The organism is Paenibacillus sp. FSL P4-0081, from assembly GCF_000758565.1.
GTDB classification, from domain to species: Bacteria; Bacillota; Bacilli; order Paenibacillales; family Paenibacillaceae; genus Paenibacillus_AQ; species Paenibacillus_AQ phytohabitans.
In genome coordinates this window covers 1825688-1840622 of record NZ_CP009280.1, presented here as the reverse complement: position 1 = coordinate 1840622, position 14935 = coordinate 1825688, and the positions used below count along the sequence as shown (strand labels likewise).

The 14935-nt window shown below is 47.1% G+C and carries 10 protein-coding genes and 2 pseudogenes; all 12 read right to left on the bottom strand.

Features of this window, described 5'->3' with window-relative positions; genetic code table 11:
* Positions 1-172: 172 nt before the first annotated feature.
* Positions 173-416 (bottom strand): annotated as a pseudogene (locus P40081_RS39255) (sigma factor-like helix-turn-helix DNA-binding protein); the annotation flags it as partial.
* A gap of 202 nt (positions 417-618) precedes the next feature.
* Positions 619-1764: a YaaC family protein gene (locus P40081_RS07950; protein ID WP_052421716.1), complete on the bottom strand. Its 1146-nt coding sequence runs from the start codon at positions 1762-1764 to the stop codon at positions 619-621.
* A 217-nt stretch (positions 1765-1981) separates the two neighbouring features.
* Positions 1982-2236 carry a restriction endonuclease-related protein gene (locus tag P40081_RS40010; protein ID WP_042134571.1) on the bottom strand — a complete coding sequence of 85 codons (255 nt, stop codon included), beginning with the start codon at positions 2234-2236 and terminating at the stop codon, positions 1982-1984.
* Positions 2237-3150: 914 nt separating this feature from the next.
* Positions 3151-3488 (bottom strand): annotated as a pseudogene (locus tag P40081_RS37335) (sigma factor-like helix-turn-helix DNA-binding protein); the annotation flags it as partial.
* Positions 3489-3739: 251 nt separating this feature from the next.
* A complete protein-coding gene (locus P40081_RS39735; protein WP_269323243.1) occupies positions 3740-3868 on the bottom strand; it encodes a hypothetical protein in 129 nt (42 codons plus the stop codon).
* A 432-nt stretch (positions 3869-4300) separates the two neighbouring features.
* Positions 4301-5002: an RNA polymerase sporulation sigma factor SigK gene (gene sigK / locus P40081_RS07940; protein WP_038587424.1), complete on the bottom strand. Its 702-nt coding sequence runs from the start codon at positions 5000-5002 to the stop codon at positions 4301-4303.
* 130 nt (positions 5003-5132) lie between these two features.
* Positions 5133-8378 (bottom strand): DEAD/DEAH box helicase, encoded by a 3246-nt coding sequence (locus P40081_RS07935; protein ID WP_042134569.1) that lies wholly within the window; start codon positions 8376-8378, stop codon positions 5133-5135.
* A 44-nt stretch (positions 8379-8422) separates the two neighbouring features.
* Positions 8423-9232 carry a PP2C family serine/threonine-protein phosphatase gene (locus tag P40081_RS07930; protein ID WP_081969872.1) on the bottom strand — a complete coding sequence of 270 codons (810 nt, stop codon included), beginning with the start codon at positions 9230-9232 and terminating at the stop codon, positions 8423-8425.
* Positions 9233-9369: 137 nt separating this feature from the next.
* Entirely contained in the window at positions 9370-10650 is a 1281-nt protein-coding gene (locus P40081_RS07925) for a glycoside hydrolase family 27 protein (protein WP_042134567.1), read from the bottom strand.
* Positions 10651-10778: 128 nt separating this feature from the next.
* Entirely contained in the window at positions 10779-11384 is a 606-nt protein-coding gene (locus tag P40081_RS07920; RefSeq protein ID WP_042134565.1) for a pentapeptide repeat-containing protein, read from the bottom strand.
* A 113-nt stretch (positions 11385-11497) separates the two neighbouring features.
* Positions 11498-11833, bottom strand: a complete 336-nt coding sequence (locus P40081_RS07915; protein ID WP_042134564.1) for a hypothetical protein — start codon at positions 11831-11833, stop codon at positions 11498-11500.
* A complete protein-coding gene (uvrA, locus tag P40081_RS07910; protein WP_042134562.1) occupies positions 11830-14697 on the bottom strand; it encodes an excinuclease ABC subunit UvrA in 2868 nt (955 codons plus the stop codon). Before uvrA ends, P40081_RS07915 begins: the two co-directional genes overlap by 4 nt.
* Positions 14698-14935: the final 238 nt, after the last annotated feature.

Genomic DNA, 14935 nt, shown 5'->3' with positions numbered 1-14935 from the left:
GTTATCTTTATTTTAAAGAATCCCGTTTCTCAGAAATTTTAAAAAAAAAAGATAAAAGCAACTCGTCCGCAGACAAGTCGCTTCCTTTACACTAGATTGTTAATAAATAACGCATTGTGATCTTTAAACTTAATGCTTTGCTTATAAAACTCATATCATCTGGCCCTTTTCTCTATTCATGAACATAACTCCGCGAGATCCCCAGATTTTTCGCAATCTCCCGCTGTGTCCGCTTCCCCTAAGTTCAGGCCGAAGCGGCCAAAAACGACTTCCTTCTCGCGTTCATCGAGAATGTTGAGCTTACAATAAATCTTTCTCTTCTCAACCTTCAGATCTACTTCCTTGATGACAGCGTCGGTTTCCGAACCGAGGTGAGGTTGTAGACACGACATTATGTCATTTTCTGAGTTGTCAGTGTGCCTGTTACTTAACAAGATGATTAATTCTCTTTATTCATTCAGAAGTTTAGCCACTTCTAAGAAATCAACTCTCATATCCAGTCTTCTTCCCACTTCGCTTTATGCGTTGGTGATTCTCTGTCGTATCAGATCTGGGTAGTAATAACATCCGTTTCGCAATCACGCTCTCCGCCCGATCATATTCGTCACCTTTTATCAATTACACTCTTCCATTAAATCCACCTGGTATATCAATATATATTTTTCTTTCAGTTATTCGTCCTAACATCATTAGTGGTACAACATTGTCGAACATAGCCAAATAGTACTCAATTAAAGAACCTATATTATCCAGTTCACCATTTATAATCTCGTGCCATAAATCCGGTAAATAACGAACCAAGATACTTAATGAATAAAGTAACATAAAATGAATAACGATTTGATCACGACATTCACCAAAAATAGGATGAACAACAGAGGTGCCGGAATGAGATGATTTGTGCGTATCCATGTAATACCACCAATAATTTTCAGAAGGGTGTTTATACTCACCTACAAATAACTTCTGTTTAGTGAAGTTGTCTTTCTCTTCCGTTAAGTTTTCTACCTGCAAATTGAGAGAGCGCATATAGTCAAGTGTCACTTCATCTGACTCAGGAATTATTGATAAAAACGAGGTCTTCACAGCTTCTTCAATAGGGCTTCTTTGGCGAAGTTCTTGTGAATAATTGAAAGTGGCTAGTGTTACTTGAAATGACAAAGGTTCTAATCCCGTATATTCTCGAATGACTGGCTGGAGTTCAGGGACTCTTCTAAATAAATCAACAATGGAAACCAAGTGCGCCTTTTTCTCATCCGGCAAACTGTCGATATTTTTAGGTCTTTTCTCAAAATCGAATATTTTTGAGTCATAACCCAAATGTTTAACATAAGAATAAAAATGACCTGAACGTAAAATATATACATAGTGATCAAATAGATAATTGTTGCTAGATTGATCACGAATATTCCCGAGTCCATGTCCGTATTCCGTGTGCCTTTGCACTTCAGCAAGACCGTCTTTGTTTTTTACGGAGCTAACTTGTTCCGCAATAGTCATTTGAAGCAAAGCATAATAACGAGAAAGTATTCTAGCATTCAAACTATCAGATTCGTTATTCCAAAACCCGAGCCCTGAGTCGATGGCGGAAGATAATCCGATTGCCTTTTTATTGATAATTGAATCATCCAGTGGTATATCAAGCTTATCGTTTTTCTCTTTTAAAATGGCTTCGTTAAGTTTTACACTCCGCAATCTATTTAATCTCAGTCTTATCATTTCCCGAGGATTTTCAGCTAATAATCTTTCCGACATTCTTTCCATTATTTTTCCTCCATCCAAATGTAATCGTAAGTATGCATAAAGCATAAAAATATCACCAAGGTTACTGAATTCGAACTAAAAAAACTCAAACGATTGAAGCAAAATAACTACATATACGAACTATGAATCTATATATACTGGCATTTCATGCGTACTTCTCTTTTTATAAAACAACTCTAAATTTGATTGACTCAATGCATTAAGCTTACTATTATTCCTAGTTTTTTTGCAATCTCATCGGCTCTCCATAAACCTCATCTTGGCTATATTTTTGGAGCTGATAAACTATCTGTTCATTAAAGAATTTAGCCAAAGAAAAAAGATTGCTAAAATCTTTCATGTCTAAATAAATTGAACAACGACTCATTTTAACCTCTAAATCAAACCGATCAACATCAAGAAACATCACAACTTTATATCCGTGTTGCAATAAATTATCATGAGCTCTAACTTCGGCTAGCCTGGGAAGCATTGTATACCGGTAAATCCCAAAACGTAAGCGAAACAAAGGTTCCTTAGAGTTCCAACCCTGCAGATGCTGTTCACGGCTTTCAATCTGACCGCAAATATCTTCAATCCCACAACGCCATGGATGGTTTCGATGTTCCAGTGTCTAACCACATCTTGGACATTTGCGATAACGTGACGCCTCTTGGGTGAAATCTTGGTAACAATTTCGAACGGACTTAAGTAGTGCACCATCTCCCAACGTGAGGCTAAAAGAGAGAAATTCACTGAGTGTTACAACAGAGTGTTTTATAAGAAACATACGTATCTTTCGATACTGTTCGTCCAACTGAGGAGCGTTATTACGGCAATATTGAAGAATAGCCAAAACTTCCTTAACGTGTGCTTCTTCTGGAGACTCATAAATTAGTTTAAATTCTCTAGCAGATGCAGAAAGTCCTACATAGGGTATGACAAGAGGCTAATCACCTAAAAGGTTTGCTGCATCAGGTAACCCCCATTCTCTTGGAGGCTTTTGCAATATTTTAAGCAGCGTTACAATTTCAGCTGGAGGAGGATTCCCCCCTCTTCCATGAGGGCCTTTGAGAACAACCGATGACCTTTTTGAAGGGATTCCGGAATCTTATCCTTTGACAATTCCCATTTTTCCAAGCCCTCTATTAAGTAGTAAAGAATTTCCCCACATCTGAAATTCATGCCCCCTTCCAAAAGATAACATTTATTATCATTTTAATGGATATATGGTGAAAACGCGCATAAATAATGCATAAATTTCAGATATATTTTTATCAATAATTAGAATAGAATTTTCTTAATAGGATGGTTATGAACACCTAAACCTGAAAAAAGCAACTTATCCGAAGATAAGTCGCTTATAATGCACTCTTTGTTATTATTACTACCTTGCAGCTTATAGTCTCAACGCTTCGCCTTATAAAACTCATGATACAGCTTCATTAGCGCTCGCTTCTCAATTCTTGATACATAACTGCGGCTGATGCCCAACTCCTTGGCAATCTCCCGCTGCGTCCGCTTCTCACCACCTGTATCAAACCCAAATCGTCCTACAACGACTTCCTTTTCTCCCTCATCTAGAATGTCGAAGTTTCAAAAAAACATTGCTCTTCTTTGATCTTTAGATCGACTTCCTTGATCACATCGTCGGCTTCAGAAACGAGGATATCGATCAGCGTGATCTCATTGCCTTCCTTATCAATTCCTATAGGATCTGCAAGGATACATTCTTTAAGAGGCTTGCCACCAAGTCACTTGGGACAAATATGGTTTTTCTATTATGATACTAAAATCCATACTTTTCCATTAAATAAGGAGGTAAAACCATAAGCATCCTCTCTAGGCTCCCTGAGTCCTCTCTTTCCCAACATGGCGAGAACTAACATTGTAACAAAGGGGGCCCATCGGACTCCCGTAATCTAAAAAACCAGTATATAGTTAATCCATACATCTCAATTAAGAATTCCACTTCATTCTTTCTTGCTATTAAACTTTATTTGTTCACTTGTTTTAGACATTCTTGAAAACTTTCCTTTTTTCCTGAGAAGTCTTCTTTGGGGATTAAATCCTTGGCAATAATCCTCGACAATTCTTTTCTCATACCTTCCCCATAGATCTCCACGTTTCCATCCTCCACATATCTAAATTAGTTAATCCTTACCGCATCCTACATAATCAATGCAATGAAAACTAGGCATCAGTTAAAATATTTATCTGAGCAATATTTTATTACCTGTTCTCTACTCTTTCCATGTATTTTTATAAGTTGATTTAACACAATCCGCTGCACTACATCTTCCGTCAAGAAAAATTGTCTTTAAAAATAATTGATCTCTCTCTGATATTGGCCTTGATGATTCTCGTATTTTTCATATGTATGCAGCAATTTAACATGGAGATCATATACATCTTTGTATGTCATTATATTGCTCCTCTAGTATATTTCTTTTCTCAAAAAGCAAATTTAAAAAGACAAAAAAGCAACTCATCCGCAGACAAGTCGCTATCTATACGTTTAATTTTATGAAGTATTCCTATAGTTATCCCATTGCGCTTACCGCTTCGCCTTATAAAACTCATGATACAGCTTCATCAGCGCCCTCTTCTCAATCCGCGACACATAACTCCGCGAGATCCCCAGATCCTTCGCAATCTCCCGCTGCGTCCGCTCTTCTCCGCCGGTGTCTAGCCCAAACCGCCCCACCACGACTTCCTTCTCCCGTTCATCCAATATATCCAGGTTCCGATATATCTTGCTCTTCTCGATCTTAAGATCCACCTCTTTAATGACATCATCTGCCTCTGAGCCAAGGATGTCGATCAGCGTAATCTCGTTCCCTTCCTTGTCTGTCCCAATCGGATCGTGCAGGGACACGTCTTTGCGGGTTTTTTTCAGCGAGCGAAGATGCATCAGGATTTCGTTTTCAATACAGCGGGCAGCAAAAGTAGCCAGCTTCGTGCCTTTGTTCGGACGGTAGCTTTCAATTGCTTTAATCAATCCAATCGTACCGATGGAGATCAGATCCTCCATGTCTTCGCCTGTGTTGTCGAATTTTTTTACTATATGGGCAACGAGCCGCAGATTATGCTCAATTAGCAAATTTCGTGCTTTGGCGTCCCCCTCGGCCATCATCCCTAAGTATTTGCTCTCATCCTGCTCCGATAGAGGCTGGGGAAAAGCATTGTTCCTTACGTAAGATACCAGCAGCGTCAGTTCTTTGATCAGCAGCGCAATCGTGCTTATGATTCCAGGCAACTTGGCGACACCTCCCGCACATGTACAATGAAACCGATCTGCAAGCGAGAACTACGGGTTCATGGTCCTTTTATTGTATGTGGGTAGATGCCTAGAAGTGCATGTACGGGTAAAATAGGTACGGGCTCCCTTACATTCTGAGCAGCTCACGGATATCCTCTTCCGACAGCCGGGTGGTCTTGTTCTCTCCAGCTTCGATGACTTCTTCGATGAGATCCTTTTTGCGCTGCTGCAGCTCTAGAATCTTCTCCTCGATGGAGCCTTCTGTGATAAGCCTGATCACCTGCACCACATTCCGTTGCCCCATCCGGTGCGCTCTTCCGATGGCCTGCTCTTCTACTGCCGGATTCCACCACAGGTCATATAAAATAACGGTGTCCGCGCCGGTCAAATTAAGGCCCGTTCCGCCAGCTTTGAGCGAGATTAGGAATACTTCGCCTTCGCCTTCATTGAAACGCCTGCACAGCTCTACCCGTTCCCTGGCCGGAGTGGAGCCGTCGAGATAAAAGGGCTCCACACCCGCATCCACCAGGCTCTGCCGGATCAGCTCCAGCATGCTGGAGAACTGCGAGAACACCAGCATTCTTTTGCCCGAATCGCGGCATTCCTGCACGGTTTCCAGCAATTGCGCAAGCTTGCCTGAGCCGCCCGTATAATTTTCAATGAACAATGACGGGTGGCAGCAGATCTGCCGCAGACGGGTGATTCCCGCCAGAATCTTCATCCGGCTCTTTTGGTAGCCTTCAGTTAGCAAATCCTGTTCGGTATCGTCACGGAGCCTGGATAAGTATGCGAGATACACTTGCTTCTGCTCATCCAGCAGTTCTGTGCGCTGCACGGTATCGATGCGGTCCGGCAGCTCCTCCAGCACATCTTTTTTGAGCCGCCGCAAAATAAAGGGAGATACGATACTGGCGATGCGTCCGGCAGGCAGCTCCTTAAAGGTCGAGCGTCCGGCAAACAGCGACGGGAATACTGTACTGAAGATAGCTTCCAGCTCATCCACCGAATTCTCAATCGGTGTTCCAGTCAGGGCGAATTTCCGGCCAGCCATAATAGATTTAACGGCCTGGGCTGTTAGGGAAGCTGAATTCTTGATCGCCTGGGCTTCATCCAGGATTAGCGCATGAAAGTTGGTGCCGGAATACAGGTCAATATCTCTCCGGAGCAGCGGGTACGAAGTAATAATTACATCCGCTTCCTCCATGGCTTTACTCTCCAGCAGTCCGCTGCGTTCCTCCTTCTGCCCTGCCGCTACCAGCACTTTAACCTCTGGAGCAAACTTGGCAAATTCATTCCCCCAGTTATAGGTCAAGGATGCCGGACAGAGAATCAGCACCGGAGCTTTCACCTGCACCTCAGTCTCCGGCTCAGCCAGTTCGGAGCAGATATAAGCGATACTCTGAATGGTTTTACCCAGTCCCATATCATCCGCCAGAATTCCGCCGAATCTGAACTTCGACAACGTCTTCATCCACTGGAAGCCTCTGGCCTGATAGTCACGGAGCACAGGCTTAAGCGCTGCCGGCAGCTCGAACTCCATACTGTCCGGTTCCCGCAGCTGCTCCAGGAATACCCGGAGAGACTTGCCCCACTTCGTATGCTTGAACCCCTGCCCCCGCTCCGGAAGCTGCAGCGCCTGAACGGAAGGCAAGCGTATCACGGATTGCTTCAGCTCTTTCCGCTTTAGATTCAGCCGCTCGGCCACATTACCGAATTCGCTGAAGCTTTCATCTGCAAGGGACAGAAAGGCCCCGCTGCTAAGCCGGACATATTTCTTTTTCTCCACAATAGCCTGCATGACGCGAACCGTCTCCTGTTCATCCAATCCCTCCAGCTCAAACGAGATATCCAGCCAGTCCAGGCCCTCATTTAAATTCGCTTTGACTTTGGGATAAGATTTACGCGCCAGCACAAGTCCCTGAACAGCCGGGGTAACCAATAGTTCTGCATAGTCTTCCAGCACTGGAATAACCTCATATAGCGCCTCATAAAGAACCGGTTCACTTATTGAAGCCCAGTGCTGCCGCTCCCGCCTGAGTGGAGAATTATCCAGAACCGCAATGATCTTATTTTCCTGCTGAACATTCCTGATCAGGATCTTCTGCTCGCGGACTGCGTCATCAGGTTTCTCTTCCAGCGGGTTGATAATAATCTCCTCATAATGGAATTCCAGCCGAAACGTCAATATGCCATCCGCATAATCCAGATACAGCTTTGCCTGCATGTCCGGTTCCACAATCCGCTCGCTTACTGCCTGCTCCACCCTTACTTTCCCTAGCTTTCTTAAGGCTGGCAGTACCTGCTGAACGACCGATTCGATTTGTCCGGGAGCGATCTCAATATTCTGCGATGCCGAAAACTGCTGTTTTAATAGTGAAAGCATGCTTATAACATCACTGTGCATTGAATATATCTTCCCGTTAATGATCACAGTGGAGTAGTCCGGAAACAGCATCAGATGATCCAGTGCTGAAGCTGACAGAACATAGTCCTGTCTCTTCCCTGGTCCAATCGTAAATTCAAGCGGAGGCGCCTCTTCTGCAAGCTCAGCCCGAATTCCCGGGTTCCCCGGTCCCCCCATAATGACATTCACCTCCGGAAAAAGCAGTTTAAGCTTGTCCCAGGCCAGCGGGGTAACGACAATTGTTTTCCCGTCCTTTAAGGAGTTATTATAATAGCTGGGGAGATCATTTCTATAAATTTTCTCAGTGTTTTTCATTAGAATCAGCAGTTCAAGGAATTTCATATCCGCAGGATTAATGTGCTGGTTTTCAGCATCAAAGGTAAATATACTCTTGAAGTATAACGGCTTACGCTGCTCGAGATGCTCTAGAAACTCGTTTATTTTGGACACTACATACAGGCGTTTGATTCCCACACGCATTTCAACGGAGAATCGCGGACTGCTGCTGTAACCATTAACGTTAAGCGTGAACTCAAACTGCAGCGCCTCTGCAAGACCGAATAGCACAGGCTCACTCTCACGGTTAAGAACCGATTTCTGAAAAGAAGAAATAAGCTGCTCCGTCTGGTTGTATTTGGACTTGTTTACTCGTCTGGAAGCAGCAGCTTGTGTATCGGCAGGCTCCTTAATCTGCTGCATGTGTATAGCAATAAGTGTTGCCGCCACATGTTTACAGCAGCTATAGTTCTCATAGGCAGGACAAGAACAGTCTGCTTTGAAGGTGTCGGTACGATCATGAATATCAATATTCACCTCGTATACTTTCCTTCCCTTCACCTGTGCTTCATAGCTGCTATCGTCCGGGTAAAAGGTAAGGCTGCGGACACACCCCTGTTCATAATAAGACTTCCCCCGGTTATAAAAGTCAGTCCCGCAGAAGTCTCTAATTGCTCTCATAGTAATCTTCATAATAATCACCTTCTCAGTATAAAATTCACCTTCATCATTTATAGCTAATCACTAGGCATCGCACCCTTCCTGCCATTATCATAACTCCAGGCAACAACTGTGGCGCTGTCCCGGCCTAACTGCTGATGCACATCTGCCAATACATCTTGTACACACTTCTCCAGCTCCTCTTCCCCTGCAAAAGCAACATAAAGCCTGCGCGGGTCCTCAAGTACTCTTGCTCCCACCTCCAACAGACCGTCCGTAGTCATCACGATTACGTTGTGGCCCTGCCGCAGCTCACGGATTCCTGAAGAGTAGCAGGCAACCGGCTGGTCGAAGGTGTTCACGAATCCGATCCATTCATAGTAATTGCGCTGGTTCAAAGCATATTGCCCGCGGTCGGCCAGATCCGGATGAAGCAGGAATAGCGAATTATCTCCTACAGAGAACCACCAGATGTAATTCTCCATACGCACGCTAATCAGACACGCGGTCTCCCCTGTAACCTGCCTGCACTTCCTTATGAAATCCTCCGACTTAAAAATAGACAATAGAAATTCCTCCAGCGCATGAAACGCCTGATGAACCGGCAGCGAGAGCAGCCTTATGATTTCACCAGCTCCACTGTCGATTGTGCGGATCAGTAGTTCCGCGCTTTCTGCAGTGTTATGGGCATCCAGGAGCATGACAAATTCCCAGCCGCCGCCTGGTTCATTTAATACGTAAGCACCATCCTCATTCTTATCAGCGCCTGCTGCCGTGTTCCCGCCGTAACGGCCGATCACCGTACTCTTATATGTAACTGTTACCGGATTATCAAGATGCATCTCATTACTGCCGACCCAGCTGAAATTAAATATCTCTTGTTCCATCGTGACCTTCCCGCCCTTCCTAGCAGATTCTATGTTTATATGATTATACACTTTCTCTATCTAACCCGGTCACGCAAAAAAAGAGACCAGCATCCTGCTGCGTCTCTTCGTAATGTGAAACCTTTTGCTATATACGCTTACTCTGCGGCAACACGGAACAAAGCTGCTCCATGGGGCGGAATGGCTGCACTCAGTGTATCTGCAAGCAGGCCGGTTTGCTTCCCGGTCCACAGCTCCTTGGCCTTAACCCCGCTGCCCACTCCCAGATCGGCAATAGCTACAGACACTTCCGCCAGTAGCTCGCCTGTGTTGAACAAAGCTACAAACCGCTCGCCTTCAGGACCTTCGGCTAGCCACACAACCTGATCCCCGCGACGGCTGATCTGCCGGGCGCCATAACTGTGACGGTGCATGTTCAGCACATCCTGGTTCGTCAGAAGAGACAGCGTCCATTCATCGTTATCGCGCATCTCACCGCCGAACATGAGCGGGGAACGGAAGAGGGTCCATAAGGTCATCATCGTTACTTGCTCGTCCTTCGTAAAGTTCGTCCAGCGGTCATGCTGCACACCGCGTATTCCGATACGCCCAAGCGGCAGCATATCGCAATCCGGCCAGCAGCCGGGTTTAGGCCGGCCTTCCCAAGTGGAACAGCGGTCGAACATATCCAGGAGGAGCGGCCAGCGGTCCCAGAAATCATCCGTCATTCTCCATACATTCGCATGGTTCTCCAAGAAGTCAGCATGCTTCACAGGTGCAGGTCCCGGCGACAGGCTCAGCACAATGCTGCGGCCGGTATGGTCAATGGCTTTGCGGATCAGCTCGATCTCGGCCAGATGGGGGCCGCCATGCAACCAGGAATCTGCGATATCATCCACCTTGATGTAATCGACATCCCATGACGCGTACAGCTCGAACAAAGAATTGTAATATTCCTGGGCACCTTCCTTGGAAGCATCTACACCATACATATCCGTATTCCAGCCGCAGAAGGAACAGGTATGTGCGATATCGCGTGCAGTCACCGCCGTTCCCTTGATGGGTGTATTGTCGTGAACCGCCTGACGGGGAATACCGCGCATAATATGAATTCCGAACTTCAGGCCAAGACTATGTACATAATCAGCAAGCGGTTTAAACCCAAGACCGCCTTCTGCCGAGGGGAAACGGTTCACCGCAGGAATCAGCCGGGAATATGCGTCTGTCTCCAGCCGGACAAAAGGACGATACTGGTCCGACACGGCCCCGGGCTCATACCACTGAATATCAACCACTATATATTCCCAGCCATGCTCCTTCAGGTTGCGGGCCATGTATTCAGCATTCCCCCGTACCTCTGCCTCCGTCACCGAAGCACCATAGCAATCCCAGCTGTTCCAGCCCATTGGCGGTGTAGGGGCAAATTCCCAATGATTCATAAGTTATGTGACCTCCATTTGTGAATGAATTGTATTTTATTGTGGATACAGAATCATTGTATCGGCTATTCCTGTCTGTTTCCACCGTAAAATTGATTCACAAATAGCACAAAATTGCTGTTCGAGGTTCAATCCACCTTCGCCCCGTAGGAACGCATAAACAGAGCAGCCTGCTCCAGATCCATCCGCGCGCCTTTCACATCCAGTGCCTTCAGGTCAACACCCTGTAGATTCGCTCCCCGCAGGTCGGCCCCTGCAAGCTTGGCCCGGCTCAGTGATACCCGCTCCAGATTGCAGTCCCTTAGATCCGCCTTCGTCAGATCGGTATCGGTAAAGTCAGCCTCGAAGAAGCGCACTCCGCGCAGGTCCTGCTTGCTCAGATTGGCATGCCGCAGATTCGTGTACGACCAGTCTCCACCGTCAATGGTAATGCCGTCCACCTGGGCGCCGGAGAAGTCCGAGCCGGTCATTTTGCAGGCGATAAATTTGGAGACGAAGAGATTCGCGCCGTTAAACTTGCAATTCTCAAACGCGGACTCGTTATGAATCGAAGAGTTCAGGCTGACACCCTTGAAGTCGCATTCAATGAACCGGCAGTAGCTGGTATCAATCTCCTCCATAGAAGTGTTCATAAACGTGCATTTCTCAAAAGTGCAGCTGATCAGTTCACCATAACGCAAATCCTGCCCGTCAAAATGGACACGGGTAAATTCGCGGTCTTTATATTGATACATGGGTTAACCCTCCGGTATATAGTATTTATTGTGTACAAAAAACTTGGCGGCCCTCACCAGAGAACTCCCCGGAAAAGACCGCCGACACTTATTAAAATTATGTTCCGTCTCTATTATAGAACGCTTTTAGCCTTCCGCCGCGATTTGCTCTTATCATTCTTTATTCGGAGCTTCTCTTCAGCAAGTCTTGCATGCTCTGCCTCCCGCTGCTGTTCCCTCACGAGCTGATCTGCTGCCCGCTGCGCAGCTTTTAGCTGCACTTCCTTGCCGATCTGAGCCTGCAGCACCGGATCAAGAAGGCGCAGATGCTGCTCAAAAGCCTCCGGGTACAAGAAGCTTTTCTCGCCCGTATCTCCGGAGAAATCAATGATAATCCGCTCTTCCACTTGACCTACGACAGTTCCCGCTCCATATTTGCTATGCTCAACCTGCATCTGGATTAAGTTCATCTTCTCCCCATCTCTTGGTTCAGATATTTGCCCGTATAGCTCGTCTCATGCACCGCAACCTCTTCAGGAGTTCCTGTACAGACGATCTCTCCCCCGTCCGCGCCGCCCTCCGGGCCGAGATCAATAATGTAATCAGCATTCTTGATCAGCTCCAGATTATGTTCAATGACCACTACGGTGTTGCCGGCATCGGTCAGGGAGTGCAGGACATCAATTAACTGGTGCACATCGGCAAAATGCAGTCCGGTCGTTGGCTCATCCATCACATATAGCGTGGAACCGGTAGCGGGCTTAAGCAGCTCTGCCGCCAGCTTCACCCTCTGCGCCTCGCCGCCTGACAAGGTCGTGGAGGATTGGCCCAGCTTGATATAACCGAGGCCAACGATGCAAAGAGCCTCAAGCTTTTTACGGATTTCCGGAATATTGCCAAAGAATTGGACGGCTTCCTGAGCGGTCAAGTCCAGCACATCCGCGATGCTTTTACCTTTATAATGCACCTCAAGCGTCTCCCGGCTGTATCTCCGTCCTTTGCAAATGCTGCACTGCACATACACGTCCGGCAGAAAATGCATCTCCACCTTGATCAGTCCGTCTCCCGCACAGGCTTCACACCGGCCGCCCTTGATATTGAAGGAGAACCGCCCCGGGCCGTAGGCACGAACCTTGGCCTCATTCGTCAGCGAGAACAAGGTGCGGATATTATCGAATACCCCGGTATAGGTGGCAGGATTAGAACGCGGAGTACGCCCGATCGGCTTCTGATCGATATTAATAACTTTGTCGAGATGCTCTATCCCGTCGATGCTCTGATGTTCCCCGGGAATCGTATGAGCCCGATTAAGTGTAGAAGCCAGCTTCTTGTACAGGATTTCGTTGACCAGACTGGATTTGCCTGAGCCGGAAACCCCGGTCACACAGGTTAACGTGCCTAACGGAATAGATACCGTAATCCCCTTCAGATTGTTGGCGGCAGCTCCGGTAATGGTCAGCTGTTTGCCGTTCCCGCTCCGCCGCTCTTCCGGGACGGATATTTGTCTGCTCCGGGACAGGTACTGGCCGGTGATCGAGCGGGATTCGGCCAGTATATCTTCAAGGGTACCCTGCGCCACAACCTCTCCGCCGTGTATTCCGGCATTTGGACCTATATCGACAATCCAGTCCGCCTGGCGGATCGTATCTTCATCATGCTCCACTACAATTAACGTATTGCCGAGGTCGCGCATCTTCTTCAGAGCCAGCAGCAGTCGGTCATTATCCCGTTGATGCAGGCCGATCGACGGCTCGTCAAGAATATAGAGGACGCCCATAAGACCGGAACCCAGCTGTGTGGCCAGACGAATGCGCTGGCTTTCACCGCCTGATAACGTTCCGGCAGCTCTCGAGAGCGTCAGATAATTTAGTCCGACATTATTCAGGAACCGGAACCGGGCATCAATCTCCTGCAGGATGGTACCGGCAATCTCCGCATTCGCCGCAGTCAGGCTAAGCCCGGCAATAAAGTCTGCTGCAGCCTCCACCGGTAAATGGCAGAACTCTGCAATGCTTTTACCGCCGACCTTCACACCAAGCACAACAGGCGACAGACGGTCACCGTGACAATGGGGGCAAGGCAGAACGGACATGTATTCCTCCAGTTCCTTCTTCATCGCTTCGGATGGAGTTTCCCGGTAACGCCGCTCCAGATTATTGACGATTCCTTCGAAGGCTTCTTTGACATATTTCCGGAGCGCATCACCGGGATGGTGCACTTCAAGCTTCTCGCCGTTAGTCCCGTACAGCAGCACGTTCATGGCCTCTGATGATAGCTCCTGCAGTGGTGTGCTGAAGTCGAAGCCGTACTTTTCACCCAAGGCCTCATAGTACATTTTGCAAAAAGAGTTGGTCTTCACATTACTCCAGCCGTTCGCGATAATCCCGCCGGATTGGATGGAGCGGCTGGTGTCCGGCATGATTTTATCCGGATCAACCTTCAGATGTGAACCCAGACCTGTACAGGCCGGGCAAGCCCCTTCATGGTTATTGAAAGAGAACATGCGGGGGGATAGCTCCGGCAAAGACACTTCACAATGCGGGCAGGCGTAGCTCTGCGAATACGTTACCTCTTCACCGCTGGCACTCTGGTGAATGATCACCAAATCCCCGGACAGGGCAAACGCATGCTCCAGAGAATCGGCCAGCCGCTGAACATCCATGTCTTTCACGATCAGCCGGTCGATAACAATTTCGATGGAGTGCTTTTTATTCTTGTCCAGGGAAATGGGGTCTGTTACATGATGGACCACGCCGTTCACCCGGACACGGACATATCCGCCCAGCTTAGCCTGCTCGAATATATGCTGATGCGCACCTTTTTTGTTCCGGACCATGGGCGCCAGCACCTCATATTTGGTTCCTTCCGGCAGCCCCGCAATCTGTTCTACAATCTGGTCCACGGATTGCCGCTGTATGATCCGCCCGCAGGACGGACAATGCGGGGTTCCGATCTTAGACCATAACAACCGCAAATAGTCATAAATCTCAGTTACCGTTCCTACGGTGGAACGCGGATTGCTCGAGGTAGTTTTCTGTTCAATGGCGATGGCAGGTGACAGCCCGTCAATGGCATCCACATCCGGCTTGCCCATCAGTCCCAGGAATTGCCGGGCGTAGGATGATAAAGATTCCACATAACGCATCTGTCCTTCGGCGTAGAGCGTATCAAAAGCCAGGCTTGATTTACCCGAGCCGCTCACTCCGGTGAACACTACTAACTGATTACGCGGAATGTTAAGGCTGATATTCTTCAGGTTATTTTCTCTTGCTCCGCTTATCGTTATATATTGATGCAATAGTAGTCCTCCAGTATTGACCGGAAACCCGGCCATTTCAGTTCATCTGCGGCTCCCAGGCCATTTGATAATAATCACCTATAAATAAATTGTAGCATATGCCTGTCAAGTCTTTTTACCATATAATGTTATAAAATCAATAATTATTTTCTCCCTTTTTTTCTCCATGCTCTGTAATTCCATTGTAATCCAGCACTCGCTTATAAACAGATATGACCACAGCAAAGCGGCCCCCGGCCGTCATTACGGTCCAGGGGCCACTTTATGTTAGTAG